Source organism: Acidiphilium rubrum (assembly GCF_900156265.1).
In the GTDB taxonomy this organism is placed as follows: domain Bacteria; phylum Pseudomonadota; class Alphaproteobacteria; order Acetobacterales; family Acetobacteraceae; genus Acidiphilium; species Acidiphilium rubrum.
The window spans coordinates 63,150-80,283 of the sequence record NZ_FTNE01000003.1; the positions used below are offsets into that span (position 1 = coordinate 63,150).

Genomic DNA, 17,134 nt, shown 5'->3' on the forward strand with positions numbered 1-17,134 from the left:
CCGAGACTTGACCCAAACGGGCGATCCGGGGCCATGTGCCACCGCCCGACCCATTCCGGCACACTGGAGTTGCCCATGCCATCCTGCGTTCCCTTCGAACAGTTACAAATCGGCCAGACCGCCTCGCTCGGCAAGACCATCACCGAGGCCGATATTCTGCTGTTCTCCGCCGTTTCGATGGATACCAACCCGGTGCATCTGAACGAGGAGCTTGCGGCGGAAACTCTGTTCAAGGGCCGCGTCGCGCACGGGATGCTGTGCGGCAGCCTGATTTCGGCCGTGCTCGGCACCGTGCTGCCCGGGCTCGGCACGATTTATCTCACCCAGTCGATGCGGTTTCGCGCGCCGGTGCGGATCGGCGATACGGTGACCGCCGTTGTTGAAGTCGCAGCACTCGACCATGAGCGGAAACGCGCGACCATGCGCACGCGCTGCCTGGTGCGCGGCAAAGTGGTGATCGAAGGCGAGGCGGTGGTGATTCCGCCCGGCGAAGCGGTGGTTGCGGTCGCTGAAACCCCGCGCGCCGCCGAATGATCCGCGTGGTTCGCGACTGGCGCGCGGTTCCGGGCGAGGCGCGCGGTGCCTCGGTCGCGCTGGGGAATTTCGATGGCGTGCACCGTGGGCATATCAAGGTGCTGCAGGCGGCTCATGCGGCGCGGCCGGATGCGCCGCGCGCGGTGCTGAGCTTTGCGCCGCACCCGCGCGAGTTTTTTCGCCCGGACGATCCGCCGTTCCGCCTGACGCTGGAAGCCGAACGCGCCGCCGCGCTGCAGGCCCAGGGCGTCGATATTCTGTATGAGCTGAGGTTCGACCGCGCGTTTGCGATGAGTCCGGCGACCGATTTCATTGGTGATATCCTGCACCGCGGCATCGGCGCCTGCCACCTCGCCTGCGGTGCGGATTTCGCGTTTGGCCACCGGCGTGGCGGTGATGTGGCGCTGCTGCGGACCGAGGCCGAGGCGCTCGGCATCGGGCTTTCCATTGTGCCGCATCTCGATGATGCGGAAGGGCCGATTTCCTCGACGCGCATCCGCCGCCTGCTGCAGGATGGCTACCCCGAGCGCGCGGCCGCCCTGCTTGGCCGGCCGCACACGATTCGCGGCATCGTTGCGCATGGCGATGCGCGGGGCCGCACGATCGGCTTTCCCACCGCCAATATCGCCCTCGGCCGCCACCTTGAACCGGCGCGCGGTGTTTACGCGGTTACCGCGACGCTGCCGGATGGGCGCGTGGTGCGCGGCGTTGCCAATATCGGCCGGCGCCCGACCGTTGCCGAAGGGGCGATCGCGCGGCTGGAGGCGCATCTGTTCGATTTCGACGGCGACCTGTATGGGCAGGATCTGGCGGTGTCGCTGCACCATTTCATTCGCGATGAACGTAAATTCGAGAGTTTTGCCGCGCTGCAGGCGCAGATCGTGCGGGATGCGGAGGAAGCGAAGGACAGGTTAAGGACTGCTTTTTTGTAAAAAAGAAGCAAAAAACTTTGATTTTTCATTGGATTGTTGCTTATCGGCTGTTCTGGAACGGCTTAGCGTTGCGGCATGGAGACGATTCCCCGCAAACGTCATTCCGTTTTAGAACGGAATTGTTAAGGTTTCGCTGTTAGCGTGCGCCGGCGTGTTTCGGCGAGACAATCGGGTCTGCCGCAGCCAGAGGGATTGTCTGATTGACGCGGAAACCTCGCGACCCGGTCGCAATCATACCTGGCACGGCGCTCGCTGGTACGTCCGAGTTGCCCTGGCGGTCGCTGCCGGGGCTCGATCAGCTTCTGGTCGCGCCGTTGGACCCGATCGGGTTCATGGAAATCCTGCTCGATATGCTGATGACGATTCCCGGGATCGATGCCGCCTGGATCGGCCACCCGAACGATGATGGGCGCCTCGTGCCGGAGGTGGTGCGCGGCCTGCACTCAGGCGTGATCAGCGATCCGGCACAGATGATCGATCTCTACGATGGGCCGCGGTCTCTGGGGCCGGCCGGCCGCGCGTGGCATAGCGGCAGAGCCGAGTTGTCGGCGGACGTCGTTGCCGATGGCGGGTTGGCCCCCTGGCGGCAGGATTGGCTGCGTTTGGGCTTGCGGGTCGGCGCATCGATTCCATTGACCGGGGTGAAGGGGGTTCATCGTCTCCTCAATCTCTATTCCGGCGAGCCGGAATTTTTTCTGCTGAACTGGCCGGTTGCCGTGTTGACCGAATTCGGCCGGGTGATCGGCACCGCGATCGAGAATCGCCTGAACCAGCGGGCGTTGCTGCGCGCGAACCGCCTGCTCGATACCTTGCTGGTCGGCGTTGAAACCCTGCTCGATCCGGCCAGCGAAGCCTCGGTTCTGCGCGACATCTGCAAGCGGTTGAGCGAGACCGATCTCTTTAGTTGCGCCGCGATCGGGCAGGTCGATCAGGACGGGGTGTTCGGTTATGCGATTGCCCATGGCAAGGCTGCGGAGGACGTGCGCGGACTGCGCCAACCGCTCGATCAACACGAAAGCCAGCAACTGCTGGGTGTTTTGGCGTGGAAAACCGGGGTGTTGCAGACGGTCGATGATTACGCGTCGTTGGCCCGGCTGCAGCAATGGCGCGAGTTTGCGCTGCGCGGCGGCTGGCAATCCGCCGCCGCCGCGCCAATCCGCCGTGCCGGCGCGTTGTTTGCCGTTTTGTTTCTGGTCTCCGAGGATAATGCGGTGATCGATGGCGACACGCGGCGGCTGATCAGCCAGCTTGCGAACAATATCGGCCGTGCGCTTGACGAGGTCGATCTGAAGGCGGCGCTGCGGGCCGAGCGCGAACAGCAGAGCGTCATCGCGCGGCACGACAAGCTGACCAACCTGCCCAATCGCCGCGCCTTCGAGGAGACCCTGCCGGTGTCGCTGGCGCATGCCGGCCGCCACGGCATGGTGCTCGGCCTCGGCATGCTCGATCTCGATAATTTCAAACCGATCAACGATCGCTATGGCCACGCCGCCGGTGACACCGTGTTGCGCACGCTGGCCCGAAGGCTGCGCGGTGCGTTGCGCGATGTCGATTTCGTGGCGCGGCTTGGTGGGGACGAATTCGCCCTGATCATCGAGGATCTGAATTCCATCGAGCGGCTCGGGGGATTCTGCGATCGGCTGGCCGCCATCGTCCGTCAGCCGATCGAACTCGATCATGGTGAGCTTGTTGTGGTCGAGGCGAGTCTCGGCTTCACGTTTTATCCGACCGATCCCGAACCGCCCGAAATGCTGATCCGCCACGCCGATATCGCGCTTTATGCCAGCAAGGCGGCGAAGACGACACGAACCCGGTTCTGGATGACCTATCAGGAGTTCATCGGCGCCGCGCCGGCGCAATCGCATTATCGCGCGCTGCTGCAAAGCCAGTCCGTCGAGGTTCATTTTCAACCGATCATTACGGTCAGCACCGGAGCGGTCACCGCGATCGAGGCGCTGGCACGCCTGCGCGATGGTGAGCAACTGCTGGCGCCCGCGGCCTTTTTGCCGGATTTGAACGCCGAGGATCGCGAAATCCTGTTCGATACGGTTCTGCGCCAAGGCATCGCGGCGCTGCGGCACCTGGCACCCATCGCCCCGGAATTGCTGCTTTCGGTCAATGTCGATGCCGAGGTGCTGACGCGGGGTGCCGTCCTGCCGATGATCGAGGCTGCGCTGGCGGGGAGCGGGATTGCGCCCGGCCGGTTGATCATCGAATTGCTGGAAAGCCACGAGTTTTCCGATCATGGCGTAGCGCAGGAGCGATTGGACGGGTTGCGCCGGCTTGGGATTGCCATCGCGATCGACGACCTTGGGATCGAATTCTCGACGGTGCAGCGGGTGCAGAAATTGAAGGTCGATCACCTGAAGCTCGACCGGGCGTTCCTGGCCAACGTGATGAGCAATCCGAACAATCTGGTTTCGCTGGCAAGCAACATCACCATGGCGGCGAGCCTGGGGTTGAGCCTGTGCATCGAGGGGGTCGAGACGACCGACATGCTCGATGCTCTGCGCATTCTTCGTGCGCCGCTCGCGCAGGGTTTCGCCATCGCTCGTCCGATGCCGCTCGCGCCTCTGACACAGTTTCTCGCGCGGGACGTGACGCATAAGGTCGGTGATCAGCCACGCAGTCTACTCGGTGCCTATGCAACACACATTCGCTGGGTGCGCGTGTTTCTGTTCGCGCCGGACGAGCCGGCGGTGTGGCATCATCTACGCCGCGCTTCGACTTTATCGCTGACGAAGTTCTTGCACCGGAACGGTTTAGACCAGACACCGTTGGGCGAGGCCTATGCGGCGCTGATGGCGCTGACCGATCAGCCGGAGCTTGATATTACGGCCGTCGCGACCGCTTCGGACCTGGTTCGAACCAGGCTGTGTGAGGCGATCATGGCACAGGGCTCGAGCGCGGCCGCTCCTCCCACGCTTCAGTCTGACCGTGCGCGACAGAGAAGCGTCGCCCGCGGATTGGTTTAGCCACGCGCAGTCTTTTCTGAGATTTGACGAAGGGGCACGCTGCCGGATCTGAACTGATTGGAACATGCTTGATCGTCTTGCGGTGACCGGATGGCGCTATGCCGGTTTCGGCGATTGGCCCGGCAGGTGGAGCCACGCCGGTGGGTGCCCCTGTGGCACGGTAAGCCCCGGATCGATCTTGCTGATCAGCAGCAACACGAGCAGGACAACAATGAGCGCTGCCAGGAATCGGCCGAACAGGCGCACCGCCAGCACGATCAATAATGCCGCCACGATGACCAGCAGAATGGTCTGCACGTTCGCCGGGATGCCGATGGCGGTCATCATACGTGCCAGCAATCCATCGATATAGGCGACGAAATCCATCACGAGCCCGGCGATTGCCAGGATGACGGAGACGATAACGTTAATCGCGTTGCTCATCGCTGGGTTCCTGATACTAGATCCGATACATGGGGACTGCTGCGCCGATTTTGCACTGCTCGATCAGGATGGGCCGCGACGCGATGGAGCATCTGCCTTCGATCGATCTTAGGGTTCGATCGGGGCCCGGCGGGCTTGCAAAATAGGGGATTGGGTGGCGGAGAGGGTGGGATTCGAACCCACGGTACCCGTGAAGGTACAACGGTTTTCGAGACCGTCCCGATCGACCACTCCGGCACCTCTCCGTCTCGGGGCGGCTTATAGGCAAAGGTTTCGGGGGAGGCAACTGGAGCGCGCATGGCGCACTCTTGACGCGATGAGGCCAAAGACGCTTTGTCCCGCCATGAACGACCAACCGGAGAGCAACACCCCCCGCACCCACGCCGAAATCGTGGCCGAGGCGCGGCGGCGGCGGGAGGCGGCGGCGTTGCGCGCCAACCTCGGCCGGCGCAAGGCGCAAAGCCGCGAACGGTCCGAACCCGATGACCTGACACCGCCCCATGACCCGAGACAGAAAGAGACAACATGCCGGTAATGCCCGATCGCTGGATTCGCGAACAGGCGCAGACCCGCGCCATGATCGAACCCTTCGTGGAAACCCAGAAACGCGATGGCGTGATTTCCTACGGCCTGTCGTCCTACGGGTACGACGCGCGGGTGGCGGATGATTTCAAGATTTTTACCAATGTCGATTCCGCCGTGGTCGACCCCAAGGATTTCGCGCCGAGCAGCTTCGTCGATCGCAAGGGGAAGGTCTGCATCATTCCGCCCAACTCCTTCGCACTCGCCCATACCGTGGAGTATTTCCGAATTCCACGTGATATTCTGGTCATCTGCCTCGGTAAATCGACCTATGCGCGTTGCGGCATCATCGTGAATGTGACACCGCTGGAACCCGAATGGGAGGGGCAGGTGACGATCGAGATTTCCAACACCACCCCCCTGCCCGCACGGATTTATGCCAACGAGGGCATCTGCCAGTTCCTGTTCCTGCAAGGTGCGGGGCCGTGCGAAGTCAGCTACGCCGACAAGGCGGGCAAATACATGCGCCAAACCGGCGTTTCATTACCAAAACTGTGAGGATTTGTGGATAGAATTCGAATTGTGGGCGGCCGGCCGCTCGAAGGCATTATCGATATTTCCGGCGCGAAGAACGCGGCCCTCATCCTGATGACCGCTGGCCTGCTCACCGATGAGCGACTCGTGCTGACCAACGTGCCCGAGCTTGCGGATGTCGCGACCATGGGCCAGCTGCTCGCCCAGCACGGCATCGCGGTCGACCCGATCGCGCCGCGCACGCTCTCGCTCGGCGGGGTGATTACCAATACCGAAGCGCCCTACGATATCGTTCGCAAGATGCGCGCCTCGATCCTGGTGCTCGGCCCGCTGCTGACCCGGACGCGCGAGGCGCGGGTTTCGCTGCCGGGCGGGTGCGCCATTGGCACGCGGCCGGTCGATCTGCATCTCAAAGGGTTGGAAGCCATGGGTGCTGAAATCCGGCTGGAGGGCGGCTATATCGACGCCACCGCGCCCCACGGGCTGCACGGCGCCACTATTACGTTCCCGTTCGTCTCGGTTGGCGCCACCGAAAACCTGATGCTCGCGGCAAGCCTGGCCGAGGGCGAGACCGTGCTGATCAACGCCGCCCGCGAGCCGGAAATCAGCGATCTCGCCGCCTGCCTGGTCGCGATGGGCGCGCAGATCAGCGGCGTCGGCACCGACCGGCTGACCATCACCGGCGTCAAGGCGCTGCACGGGGCCGAACACGGCATCATCCCCGACCGGATCGAGGCCGGCACCTACGCCTGCGCCGCCGCCATCACCGGCGGTTCGGTGCTGCTGCGCGGCGCCCGGCCGGATGATCTGGGCGCGGTGCTCGCAACCCTGGGCCAGGCCGGCGTCGATATCAGCACCACACCGGATGGGCTCAAAGTCAGCCGGCGCAACGGGCTGCACGGCACCGATGCGATGACCGAACCCTTCCCCGGATTCGCAACCGACATGCAGGCCCAATTCATGACGCTGATGGCCGTGGCGGAAGGCGCTTCGATGATCACCGAATCGATTTTCGAAAACCGCTTCATGCACGTGCCCGAACTCAACCGGATGGGTGCGCGCATCAATGTCCATGGTTCGTCGGCCATCGTGCGCGGCGTTGCCGCCTTGTCCGGCGCGCCAGTGATGGCAACCGACCTGCGCGCCTCGTTCTCCCTCGTGCTCGCCGGCCTCGCCGCCCGCGGGGAAACCATCGTCAACCGCGTCTACCACCTCGACCGCGGCTACGAAGCCGTCGAACGCAAACTCGCCGCCTGCGGCGCCACCATCGAACGACTGGCCGCTTGATTTCGGGCTCTGGTGGGGTGGGCCATGGGTAAGGAAGGCCAGGGGCTCTGCCCCTGGACCCCGTTAAAGGCGGAGCCTTTAAAATCCATTAGTTTTAGGCAAGGGGAGGGCGACACGGGCCAGATCGACGGAAAGTTCCAGGCAGCGCCCTCCCCTTGCCTAAAACTAGCGGGTTCTAAGGGCTAAGCCCTTAGTGGGGGGTTCGGGGGGCAAAGCCCCCTGATCTTGCTCGCCCATAGCCCACCCCACCAGCGGCCAAAATGACGCCGCCGGGCGGTCAGACTTTTTCGACTTGGGCGTATTCGAGTTCGACGGGGGTTGAGCGGCCGAAGATCGAGACGGAGACTTTGACGCGGCCTTTTTCTTCATCGACGTCTTCGACGACGCCGTTGAAGCTGGTGAAGGGGCCGTCTGCGACGCGGACTTGTTCGCCGATTTCGAACACGACGGCGGGGCGGCGGGTTTCAGCGCCTTCCTGGACCTGGCGCATCATGCGTTCGGCTTCGGAGTCCGAGATGGGGGTGGGGCGGATTTTGGTGCCGAGGAAGCCGGTCACTTTGGGAATGTCGCGCACCAGATGCCAGGCATCGTCGCTCATTTCCATTTTGATCAGCACGTAGCCGGGGAAGAATTTGCGTTCGGCGTTGACCTTTTGGGCGCGGCGGATTTCCACCACTTCCTCGGTCGGGACCAGGACCTGTTCGATTTCGTCGGACAGGCCTTTCTGGGCCGCGGTTTCGGTGATCTGGTTCGCGATTTTCTTCTCGAACCCGGAATAGACATGCAGAACATACCAGCGTTTTGCCACGGCTTTAACCCCCTACGCCGAACAGGAACCGCATGCCCAGCCCGATCACCTGATCCACCACGAGAAAGAACACGATCGTCAGCGCGACCATGGCGAGCACGACGCCTGTGGTCACCAGGGTTTCCCGCCGCGACGGCCAGGTGGTCTTCGAGGCCTCGATGCGCACGTCGCGCAGGAACTTCGCCGGGTTGAACGCCAATGCAGTCATGCTCCAGATTGCCTAAAAATGTCGTGTTGCGTGCCGGCCCAGAAAGACCGGTTGGCAGGGGTGGAGGGTCTCGAACCCACAGCCTCCGGTTTTGGAGACCGGCGCTCTAGCCAATTGAGCTACACCCCTGCAGTGACAGGTCGCTTGCGGACAACACGCGTCCGCTGGCTTGCACAACGTGCGGGCCCCGATGTCAAGGGCCGGCGCAGAAATGCCTGCCGGGCATTGGAGCGGGTGACGGGAATCGAACCCGCACAACCAGCTTGGAAGGCTGGGACTCTACCGTTGAGCTACACCCGCAACATCGTCCGTATAATGCGGTGGCGGGCCAGCTTCAATGGCCGGGGTGGCGAACCGAGAGCGCTGCCACCGGAGCGGGCCGTGAATTCGATTGAAACCGTTGCGGATCGCCGTTATGGGGCAAGATCATAACGTGTAGCAAAGGAGGTGTTTATCATGGTGGCCATCCTTCTTTCATTTGCCGGGACGCTATAGGGCGGGGTATTACACCCGCGATCGGTGACGGCGCCCGGCCTTCACCAAGCGAGATTTGAATGTTGAACCTTGTTCGTCTGACTGACGATCATTTCGCCGTGCTGCTGGGCGAATGCGAGAATGACTCCGGGCTGTCGCTGCCGGAGGGCGGTGTTGATGATGTCGGCATGATCAGAATGCTCCGGCGCATGGTTGCGCGCCTGCATGCGGGCGGGTCGGACGGTCATTGGCTGATGGTGTCCGACGGTGAGATTGTCGGGCTGTGCGGCTATAAGCGGCCGCCTGATGCTGCGGGCATGGTCGAAATCGGCTATGGGGTGGCCGCATCGCGCCGCAATCGTGGCTTTGCGACCGGGGCGATCGGGCTGGTGCAGCGGGCGGCACGCGCGGACCCGGCGGTGGCGACGCTGGTTGCGGAGACCGCGGTGGAGAATGTCGCCTCGCAGCGCGTGCTCGAGCGGAACGGGTTCAGCCGTGCGAGCGTGCGCGACGATCCGGAGGACGGGGCTTTGATCGTGTGGCGCTGGCCGGTGTGATAGCGCGGCCGGGCGCGCGCCGATCAGGGGATCAGCCGGTCGGCGCGGAGCTGGGTGAACAGGTCGTAGAACGCATCGTCGGTGGGCTGGTAGGCCGCAAAGCCGAGGCGGCGGCTTTTCGACATGTCGGTGACCACCTCGATCGGGCGGCCGAGGTCGGCATCGGTATGCCAGGGCGAGGCGAGACGCGCGAGGTCGGGTTCGGCGAGGCCGTGGCGTGCGGCGATATCGCGCCAGAGCGGTGCGTCCTGCGCCATTTGCTGTTCCAGCGGGCGGGTGGTGCCGTCGAACGGTGCGGGGGCGATGCCGAACCATTGCGCGATGCGCCCCCACATCCAGCTCCAGCGGAAGATGTCGCCGTTCACCACGTTGAACGCCTGGTCGCGCGCGGCCGGGGTGGTTGCGGCCCAGAGGATGTGTTGTGCGAGCAGACGGGAATCGGTCATGTCGGTCAGGCCGTGCCATTGCATCGGCGAGCCGGGAAAGGTGAATGCCCGGCCCTGTTCGCGGCAGATGACAGCATAGGTGGCGAGCGTGGTGCCCATGTTCATCGCGTTGCCAACCGCCTTGCCGATGATGGTGTGCGGGCGGTGCACGCTCCAGCCGAATCCGTCGCGCGCGGCGGCGGCGAACAGTTCGTCTTCCTGGGCGTAGTAGAAATTCTCGACATCGAGCCGGCCCTGGGTTTCGCGGAACGGGGTCTGCGGCAGGGTGCCTTTGCCGTAGGATTCGAACGGGCCGAGGTAGTGCTTCAGGCCGGTGACCAGGGCGACGTGGGTGACCGAGCCGGCGGGGCGCACGGCATCGAGCAGATTGCGGACCATGGTGCCGTTGACGCGGATGTTCTCGGCCTCGGTGGCGCCGCGAATCCAGGTGGCGAGGATGACGAGGTCGGGTTTGATTGGTTTGAGCGCCTCGGCCAGGGCTGCCGCGTCGCGCAGGTCGGCGGCAATCGGGGTGACGCCTGGTTGCGCCTGCGGGTGGCGGGCGAGGCCGTGGACCTGCCAGCCCTGATCGAGCAGATGCGTGCATGACGCGCTGCCGACGATGCCGCTCGATCCCACCACCAATGCCGTGCCTGCCATGATCCGCTCCGTTGTTGTGCAGGGCGAGATCTGGGGATGGCTGGCGGGGTGTGCCAGCGCTTCATGGCTGGGGTGAGTGCGGCGACAGGCGGCGCCGATCGGCCTATAGCGGTTGCATGATCGCGACCCATGACAGCATCAATCAGGTCGGTGAGCCGCCTGATTACAATGTCTATACCGCGGATGTCGCGCTCGGCGGCGCGGTGGCTGCGTTTGGCGGGGCGTGGGCGGAGGATCGGCTGGGCGCGTGCGGTGCGCGGGTGGGGTCCGCCCGGCTGCGGGGGTTGGCGCGGGATGCCAATCGGTACGGGCCGGAGTTGCGGGCGTTCGACCGGTTCGGGCAGCGGATCGATGAGATTGCCTATCATCCGGCCTGGCATGAGTTGATGGGGTTGATCCGCGGCGATGCGTATCATGCGCTCGCCTGGACGGCGGCGCGGCCGGGGGCGCAGGTGGCGCGGGCGGGGATTGCGTATGTATGGGGCCAGGGCGAGCCGGGCGTGTGCTGCCCCGAAGCGATGACCTATGCCTCGATGGCGGCGCTGCGCCACGCGCCGGAATTGCTGGCGCGGTTCAGCACGGGGATTCTGGCGACGGCGTATGATCCGCGCGCGCTGCCGCCGGATGCGAAAGTGGCGCTGACGGTCGGCATGGCGATGACCGAAAAACAGGGTGGCTCGGATCTGCGCCAGACCCGGACGGTTGCGCGCCAGGACGGCGGGCGATGGGCGCTGACCGGCCATAAATGGTTCTTTTCGGTGCCGATGAGCGATCTGTTTCTGACGCTGGCGCGCACCGATGCGGGGGTGAGCTGTTTTCTGGCGCAGGGCTGGCGCGATGACGGATCGCGCAACGCCGTTCGGATCCAGCGGCTCAAGGATAAATGCGGCAATCGGTCGAACGCTTCATCCGAGGTCGAGTTCGACGGGCTGGACGCCGTGATGGTCGGTGAGCCGGGCCGGGGCATCGCGACGATCATTGAAATGGCGCATCTGACCCGGCTGGAATGCGCGATCGGTGCTGCGGCGCTGATGCGCCATGCGACCAGTCTTGCGGTGTTTCATGCAAGCCGGCGCACCGCGTTTCAGCGCGCGTTGATCGATCAGCCGGTGATGCGCGCGGTGCTGGCGGATATGGCGCTCGATGCCGAGACGGCGCTGTGGCTCGCGATGCGGGCGGCCGCCGCGATCGATGCGGCGCCGGGTGATCCGGCCGAGGCGGCGCTGGCGCGGGTGATCGTGCCGGTTGCGAAATACTGGAATTGCAAGCGCGCGCCTGGTCTGGTTGCCGAGGCGCAGGAATGCCACGGCGGCAACGGGTTCATCGAGGAGCATCCGATCGCGCGGCTGTATCGCGAAGCACCGCTGAACGGTGTGTGGGAGGGTGCGGGCAATATCATCTGCCTCGATGTGCTGCGGGCACTCGCCCGCACGCCGGGGGCGGCGGATGCGCTGCTGGCCCTGCTGGCACCGGCGCGCGGGGTGGATGCGGCGCTGGATGGGCTGATCGCGGGCGTTGGGGCGGTGCTGGCGGCATCGGATGCGCCGGAAGCTGCGGCGCGGCGGTTGGTGGAACACATCGCGCTGGCGATCGCTGCGGCGCTGCTGGTGCGCCACGCGCCGGTGTACGTGGCCGAAGCCTTCATCCGGGCGCGGATTGCGGACCCGGGTCTTGCGTATGGTGCGTTGCCGGCCGATCTCGACCAAGCGGCCCTGGTGCGCCGTGCTGCGATCATTCCAACCGACTGAGGATAGATGCCGATGCAAGATGCGATAATCACCGAATACGGCACCACCGCCGATGGCGCGCTGGTGCGGCAGGTGACCTTGCGCAACCGTGCCGGCATGAGCGTCGCGGTGCTGGACTATGCCGGGGCGATCACCGCGATCATGGTGCCGGACCGGGAGGGCGCGTTCGGCAACGTCGTGCTCGGCTGCACCAACATGGCCGATTACGAGAGCAAGAGCCCATATTTCGGCGCGCTGCTCGGGCGCTATGCCAATCGGATTGCCGGCGGGCGGTTCAGCCTGGATGGCGAGGTGTTTCATCTGCCGGTGAACAACGGGCCCAATACGCTGCACGGCGGGTTGAAAACCGGCGCCACGCCGAATTTCGGGCATCGGATCTGGGATATCGTGACCGCGAACGCGCGGTCGGTCACGCTGCAACTGGTCAGTGCAGATGGCGACAACGGGTTTCCCGGCACGCTGACCGTGACGGTGGTGTACACGCTGGAGGAGGACAATGCGGTGCGGATCGACTACGCGGCGCAGGTGGAGGGCCGGCCGACCGTGCTCAATCTGTCCAACCATACCTATTTCAATCTCGCGGGGTCGGGCAGCGCGCTCGATCAGATCGTGACGATTCCGGCCAGTTTTTTTCTGCCGACCGATGCCGGGCAGATCCCGACCGGGATTCTGCTGGCGGTGGCGGGCACGCCGATGGATTTTCGCACGCCGCACGCGGCCGGTGCGCGGATCGGCGCCCCCTATGAGCAACTGACGCTCGCCGGCGGGTATGATCATTGCTACGTCCTCGACAAGCCGGCGGGCGCGATCGGGCCGGCCGCGACGCTGCACGATGCGGTATCCGGCCGGGTGCTGAGCATCGAGACCAGCGAACCCGGCATGCAATTCTACACGGGCAACAATCTGACCGGCACCATTACCGGGCAGGATGGCGCATTGATCGGCCCGGGGGACGGTATTGCGTTCGAGACCCAGCACTACCCGGATGCGCCGAACCAGCCGCATTTTCCGACCACGCGGCTCGACCCCGGGGACGCGTTCCGCTCCACCACGATCTGGCGGTTTTCGGTCGCCTGAGAACATCATAGGAACAAATAGTTAATAAATCCTTACCAGACGCGTTGCTGTTCTGTTCTCTCCATGCGAAACTCATACTCGACGAGTCGCATCGTGAAGCCTATGGTTATTTCCCGCCTAAGTTGCGCTGCCGATCCTGAAACACACGCTTGAGGAGTTGACCGATGGAAAAAAACAAGGCTCTCGACGCTGCCCTGGTGCAGATCGAGCGGGCATTCGGCAAAGGCTCGATCATGCGGATGGGCGCGCGGCCGGGCAATGAGGAGATCGACGTGGTGCCGTCCGGCTCGCTCGGGCTCGACCTCGCGCTCGGTATCGGCGGGTTTCCGCGCGGCCGGGTGATCGAAATCTACGGGCCGGAATCCTCGGGCAAGACCACGCTGGCGTTGCACGCGATTGCCGAAGCGCAGAAGCGCGGCGGCACCTGCGCGTTCATCGACGCGGAACACGCGCTCGACCCGATCTATGCGCGCAAGCTCGGCGTCGATGTCGATAACCTGTTGATCTCGCAGCCCGATACCGGCGAGCAGGGGTTGGAAATTGCCGATACGCTGGTGCGCTCCGGCGCGATCGACGTGCTGGTGATCGATTCGGTGGCCGCCCTGGTGCCGCGCGCCGAACTCGAGGGTGAAATGGGCGACAGCCATGTCGGCCTGCACGCGCGGTTGATGAGCCAGGCGCTGCGCAAGCTGACCGGGTCGATCTCGCGCTCGAAGACCATGATGATCTTTCTAAACCAGATCCGGCTGAAAATCGGCGTCATGTTCGGCAATCCGGAAACCACCACCGGCGGCAATGCGCTGAAATTCTATGCCTCGATCCGGCTCGAAATCCGCCGCATAGGCGCGATCAAGGACCGCGAGGAAGTGACCGGCAATCAGACCCGCGTGAAAGTGGTGAAGAACAAGCTGGCGCCGCCGTTCCGCCAGGTCGAGTTCGACATCATGTATGGCGAGGGCATCTCGAAGGTCGGCGAGTTGATCGATCTTGGGGTGAAGGCCGGAATCGTCGAGAAATCCGGCGCCTGGTTCAGCTACGACAGCGTGCGCGTCGGCCAGGGGCGCGAGAACGCCAAGCAGTTTCTGCGCGATCATCCCGACATGGCGGCGGCGATCGAGAAGCGCATTCGTGATCAGGCCGCGGTGGTCGAGAAATCGATGATGGTGGCACCGTCCGAGAATGAGGTGGCCGAAGCGGCGGAGTAACGCAGCAGGGTTGGCTTTCGCGACCGACCGGACGCGATCGCTTCGCCCCGAAAGATGACAGCGATGCCATGAGGCGGTATGCCTGGGAAACAAGCCGATTTTCCAGGGACACCTCGCCGCTCCATGACATCCAGCAACGATATCCGCGCCACGTTCATCGATTATTTCCAGCGCCATGACCACGAGGTGGTGCCGAGCGCACCGCTGGTGCCGCGCAACGACCCGACCTTGATGTTCGTCAATTCCGGGATGGTGCCGTTCAAGAACGTCTTCACCGGCCAGGAGAAGCGCCCCTATGTGCGCGCGACCTCGGCGCAGAAATGCGTGCGCGCCGGCGGCAAGCACAACGACCTCGACAATGTGGGCTACACCGCGCGCCACCACACGTTTTTCGAAATGCTGGGCAATTTTTCGTTCGGCGATTATTTCAAGGAACAGGCGATCACCAATGCCTGGACGCTGTTGACGCGGGATTTCGGCCTTGCGAAAGATCGGTTGCTCGTCACGGTCTATCACAGCGACGATGAAGCCGCGTCGCTCTGGCGGAAGATCGCCGGGCTTTCGGATGAGCGGATCATTCGCATCAAGACCGATGATAATTTCTGGCGCATGGCGGATGTCGGGCCGTGCGGCCCGTCATCGGAAATCTTCTACGATCATGGGCCGCACATCGCGGGCGGGCCGCCGGGCAGCCCCGAGGAGGATGGCGACCGGTTCATCGAAATCTGGAACCTCGTGTTCATGCAGTATTTCGAGGATGCGGCGAAGACGCTAACCCCCCTGCCCCGCCCCTCGATCGATACCGGCATGGGGCTGGAACGGTTCGCCGCCATCATGCAGGGCAAGCACGACAATTACGATACCGATACGCTGCGGGCACTGATCATGGCCTCGGTCGAAGCCTCTAACACAGATCCTGACGGCGTGCATAAAACCAGCCACCGGGTGATCGCGGATCATCTGCGCGCCACGGCTTTTATCATCGCCGATGGCGTGCTGCCCTCTAACGAAGGGCGCGGCTATGTGCTGCGCCGGATCATGCGCCGCGCGATGCGCCACGCGCATCGGCTAGGCATGCGCGAGCCGTTCATCTACCGGCTGGTGCCGGCGCTGACCCGGCAGATGGGGGTTGCCTATCCCGAATTGCAGCGGGCGGAACCGCTGATCGTCGAGACGCTCAAGCTCGAGGAGGCGAAATTCGCGATCATGCTCGAGCGTGGCTTGTCGCTGCTCGATGACGAGGTGGCCCGGCTTGACGCGAGCGCGCCGCTGGCGGGATCGGTCGCGTTCAAACTGTACGACACGTTCGGTTTTCCGCTCGACCTCACGGAGGATGCGCTGCGCGAGCAGGGCCGCAGCCTCGATCGTGACGGGTTCGATTCCGCCATGGCCGAGCAGCGCACCCGCGCCCGCGCGGCCTGGGCCGGCAGCGGCGATGCCGCCACCGAGACCATCTGGTTCGAGTTGAAAGAACAATTGGGTGCTTCGGAATTCCTTGGCTACGCCACGGAAGACTCCGATGCGAGCGTCACCGGCCTGATCGTCGATGGCGCGCCGGCCGAGAGTGCCGCCACCGGCCAGAGTGTCGCTATCATCCTTAATCAGACGCCGTTCTACGCGGAATCGGGTGGGCAGGTCGGCGATACCGGCACGCTGCTCGCCGAGGGGCTGGAGGTGGCGATTACCGACACGCAGAAGAAAGCCGGTGATCTGTTCGTGCATTACGGCACGGTGCGGACCGGTACCGTGACGCGCGGCCAGACCGTGCACGCCACGGTGGATCACGCGCGGCGCGGTGCGATCCGCGCGCATCATTCCGCCACGCATCTGCTGCACGAGGCGCTGCGCCAGGCGCTCGGCCCGCATGTGACGCAGAAGGGCAGCCTGAATGCGCCGGACCGGCTGCGGTTCGATGTGTCGCAGCCACGGCCTGTCACGTTCGCCGAATTGCGCGATGTCGAACGCGCGGTGAACGCCCGCATCCGCGAGAACAGCCCGGTGGAAACCCGGCTGATGACGCCGGATGAAGCGGTCAAGCGCGGCGCCATGGCGCTGTTCGGCGAAAAATATGGCGATGAGGTGCGCGTGGTTTCGATGGGTATCGGCGATGGCACGAAATCCGCCTATTCGATCGAATTATGCGGCGGTACCCATGTCAGCCGCACCGGTGATATCGGCGCGTTTCGGATTCTGGCGGAATCCGGCGTCGCCGCCGGGATACGCCGCATCGAGGCGGTGACCGGGGCGGCGGCGCTGACGGCGATCGAAACCGATGCCGATCTGCTGGCCGAAGCCGCGACCGCACTGAAAGCGCCCCCCTCCGAAGTGCCGGCCCGCATTGTTGCCCTGCTCGACGAACGCAAGCGCCTGGAACGCCAGATCGGCGAATTGCAGCGCAAGATCGCAACCGGCGCGGGTGAAGCCGCCGTCGAAGATGTGGCCGGGGTGAAACTCTCCGCGCGCAATCTGGGCGATGTCGCGCCGCGCGATCTGAAATCGCTCGCCGATTCAATTCTGAAATCGATGGGTCAGGGCGTGGTGGCACTGGTCTCCACCGCCGATGGCAAGGCGAGCATCGTGGTCGGCGTGTCGGACGATCTGACCGCGAAACATAACGCCGTCACTTTGGTGCGCGCGGCCGCCGAAGCCGTAGGCGGCAAAGGCGGCGGCGGGCGGCCCGATATGGCGCAGGCCGGCGGGCCGGATGCCACCCAGGCCGATGCCGCACTGGCCGCGGTCCGCGCGGCCCTCGCGGCGTAACGGCG

At 64.4% G+C, this 17,134-nt stretch carries 15 protein-coding genes and 3 tRNA genes; 11 read left to right on the top strand and 7 right to left on the bottom strand.

The window, feature by feature from the left end; translation table 11 throughout:
- Positions 1–75 precede the first annotated feature (75 nt).
- From BW994_RS03210 to BW994_RS03220, 3 genes are all read left to right on the top strand, one after another.
- Complete coding sequence (locus BW994_RS03210) at positions 76–534, top strand: MaoC family dehydratase (RefSeq protein ID WP_035228688.1); 459 nt, start codon at positions 76–78, stop codon at positions 532–534.
- Positions 531–1,466: a bifunctional riboflavin kinase/FAD synthetase gene (locus BW994_RS03215; RefSeq protein WP_029311593.1), complete on the top strand. Its 936-nt coding sequence runs from the start codon at positions 531–533 to the stop codon at positions 1,464–1,466. The genes BW994_RS03210 and BW994_RS03215 overlap by 4 nt, the downstream gene beginning before the upstream one ends.
- A gap of 200 nt (positions 1,467–1,666) precedes the next feature.
- Positions 1,667–4,441 carry a putative bifunctional diguanylate cyclase/phosphodiesterase gene (locus tag BW994_RS03220; RefSeq protein ID WP_139333957.1) on the top strand — a complete coding sequence of 925 codons (2,775 nt, stop codon included), beginning with the start codon at positions 1,667–1,669 and terminating at the stop codon, positions 4,439–4,441.
- Positions 4,442–4,537: 96 nt separating this feature from the next.
- Here BW994_RS03220 and BW994_RS03225 read toward each other — a convergent pair whose 3' ends face one another.
- Together BW994_RS03225 and BW994_RS03230 are read right to left on the bottom strand one after the other, a co-directional pair.
- On the bottom strand, positions 4,538–4,864 hold the full coding sequence (locus tag BW994_RS03225) for a hypothetical protein (protein WP_029311595.1): 327 nt from the start codon (positions 4,862–4,864) through the stop codon (positions 4,538–4,540).
- 155 nt (positions 4,865–5,019) lie between these two features.
- Positions 5,020–5,109 (bottom strand) — tRNA-Ser (locus BW994_RS03230).
- A gap of 98 nt (positions 5,110–5,207) precedes the next feature.
- Between BW994_RS03230 and BW994_RS03235 the strand changes: the two genes are divergently transcribed.
- Genes BW994_RS03235 through murA form a run of 3 tightly spaced genes read left to right on the top strand, consistent with a single transcriptional unit; the run spans position 5,208 to position 7,207 of the window.
- The gene (locus tag BW994_RS03235) at positions 5,208–5,399 is read left to right on the top strand and encodes a hypothetical protein (RefSeq protein ID WP_029310798.1); all 192 of its coding nucleotides are present in this window, start codon (positions 5,208–5,210) and stop codon (positions 5,397–5,399) included.
- The gene (gene dcd, locus BW994_RS03240) at positions 5,390–5,944 is read left to right on the top strand and encodes a dCTP deaminase (RefSeq protein WP_029310799.1); all 555 of its coding nucleotides are present in this window, start codon (positions 5,390–5,392) and stop codon (positions 5,942–5,944) included. The genes BW994_RS03235 and dcd overlap by 10 nt, the downstream gene beginning before the upstream one ends.
- Before the next feature lie 6 nt (positions 5,945–5,950).
- Positions 5,951–7,207 (top strand): UDP-N-acetylglucosamine 1-carboxyvinyltransferase, encoded by a 1,257-nt coding sequence (murA, locus tag BW994_RS03245; RefSeq protein ID WP_029310800.1) that lies wholly within the window; start codon positions 5,951–5,953, stop codon positions 7,205–7,207.
- A 277-nt stretch (positions 7,208–7,484) separates the two neighbouring features.
- On the opposite strand, the gene nusG is transcribed toward murA, so the two are convergent.
- The 4 genes from nusG to BW994_RS03265 form a co-directional block, all read right to left on the bottom strand.
- Complete coding sequence (gene nusG / locus BW994_RS03250; RefSeq protein WP_029310801.1) at positions 7,485–8,015, bottom strand: transcription termination/antitermination protein NusG; 531 nt, start codon at positions 8,013–8,015, stop codon at positions 7,485–7,487.
- Positions 8,016–8,019: 4 nt separating this feature from the next.
- The gene (gene secE, locus BW994_RS03255) at positions 8,020–8,214 is read right to left on the bottom strand and encodes a preprotein translocase subunit SecE (RefSeq protein WP_029310802.1); all 195 of its coding nucleotides are present in this window, start codon (positions 8,212–8,214) and stop codon (positions 8,020–8,022) included.
- Positions 8,215–8,275: 61 nt separating this feature from the next.
- Positions 8,276–8,352: transfer RNA gene (locus BW994_RS03260), tRNA-Trp, on the bottom strand.
- 97 nt (positions 8,353–8,449) lie between these two features.
- Positions 8,450–8,523, bottom strand: a tRNA-Gly gene (locus BW994_RS03265).
- 254 nt (positions 8,524–8,777) lie between these two features.
- Between BW994_RS03265 and BW994_RS03270 the strand changes: the two genes are divergently transcribed.
- Positions 8,778–9,254 (top strand): GNAT family N-acetyltransferase, encoded by a 477-nt coding sequence (locus BW994_RS03270; RefSeq protein WP_035228071.1) that lies wholly within the window; start codon positions 8,778–8,780, stop codon positions 9,252–9,254.
- Between the two features lie 23 nt (positions 9,255–9,277).
- Here the strand turns inward: BW994_RS03270 and BW994_RS03275 are convergent, their stop codons facing one another.
- The gene (locus BW994_RS03275) at positions 9,278–10,339 is read right to left on the bottom strand and encodes an SDR family oxidoreductase (protein ID WP_029310804.1); all 1,062 of its coding nucleotides are present in this window, start codon (positions 10,337–10,339) and stop codon (positions 9,278–9,280) included.
- Between the two features lie 116 nt (positions 10,340–10,455).
- On the opposite strand from BW994_RS03275, the gene BW994_RS03280 reads away from it, so the two are divergent.
- From BW994_RS03280 to alaS, 4 genes are all read left to right on the top strand, one after another.
- Positions 10,456–12,087 (top strand): acyl-CoA dehydrogenase family protein, encoded by a 1,632-nt coding sequence (locus BW994_RS03280; RefSeq protein WP_029310805.1) that lies wholly within the window; start codon positions 10,456–10,458, stop codon positions 12,085–12,087.
- 12 nt (positions 12,088–12,099) lie between these two features.
- Entirely contained in the window at positions 12,100–13,164 is a 1,065-nt protein-coding gene (locus BW994_RS03285; RefSeq protein ID WP_029310806.1) for an aldose epimerase family protein, read from the top strand.
- A gap of 164 nt (positions 13,165–13,328) precedes the next feature.
- Positions 13,329–14,369: a recombinase RecA gene (gene recA, locus BW994_RS03290; RefSeq protein ID WP_029310807.1), complete on the top strand. Its 1,041-nt coding sequence runs from the start codon at positions 13,329–13,331 to the stop codon at positions 14,367–14,369.
- Positions 14,370–14,492: 123 nt separating this feature from the next.
- Complete coding sequence (gene alaS / locus BW994_RS03295) at positions 14,493–17,129, top strand: alanine--tRNA ligase (RefSeq protein WP_029310808.1); 2,637 nt, start codon at positions 14,493–14,495, stop codon at positions 17,127–17,129.
- Positions 17,130–17,134: the final 5 nt, after the last annotated feature.

Bases quoted from the DNA above. Each gene is read 5' to 3' on its own strand.
- BW994_RS03235 (WP_029310798.1), top strand. From the start codon at position 5,208: ATGAACGACCAACCGGAGAGCAACACCCCCCGCACCCACGCCGAAATC.
- BW994_RS03210 (WP_035228688.1), top strand. From the start codon at position 76: ATGCCATCCTGCGTTCCCTTCGAACAGTTACAAATCGGCCAGACCGCC.
- dcd (WP_029310799.1), top strand. From the start codon at position 5,390: ATGCCGGTAATGCCCGATCGCTGGATTCGCGAACAGGCGCAGACCCGC.
- alaS (WP_029310808.1), top strand. From the start codon at position 14,493: ATGACATCCAGCAACGATATCCGCGCCACGTTCATCGATTATTTCCAG.
- BW994_RS03280 (WP_029310805.1), top strand. From the start codon at position 10,456: ATGATCGCGACCCATGACAGCATCAATCAGGTCGGTGAGCCGCCTGAT.
- BW994_RS03225 (WP_029311595.1), bottom strand. From the start codon at position 4,864: ATGAGCAACGCGATTAACGTTATCGTCTCCGTCATCCTGGCAATCGCC.
- BW994_RS03285 (WP_029310806.1), top strand. From the start codon at position 12,100: ATGCAAGATGCGATAATCACCGAATACGGCACCACCGCCGATGGCGCG.
- BW994_RS03215 (WP_029311593.1), top strand. From the start codon at position 531: ATGATCCGCGTGGTTCGCGACTGGCGCGCGGTTCCGGGCGAGGCGCGC.
- recA (WP_029310807.1), top strand. From the start codon at position 13,329: ATGGAAAAAAACAAGGCTCTCGACGCTGCCCTGGTGCAGATCGAGCGG.
- BW994_RS03275 (WP_029310804.1), bottom strand. From the start codon at position 10,339: ATGGCAGGCACGGCATTGGTGGTGGGATCGAGCGGCATCGTCGGCAGC.
- BW994_RS03270 (WP_035228071.1), top strand. From the start codon at position 8,778: ATGTTGAACCTTGTTCGTCTGACTGACGATCATTTCGCCGTGCTGCTG.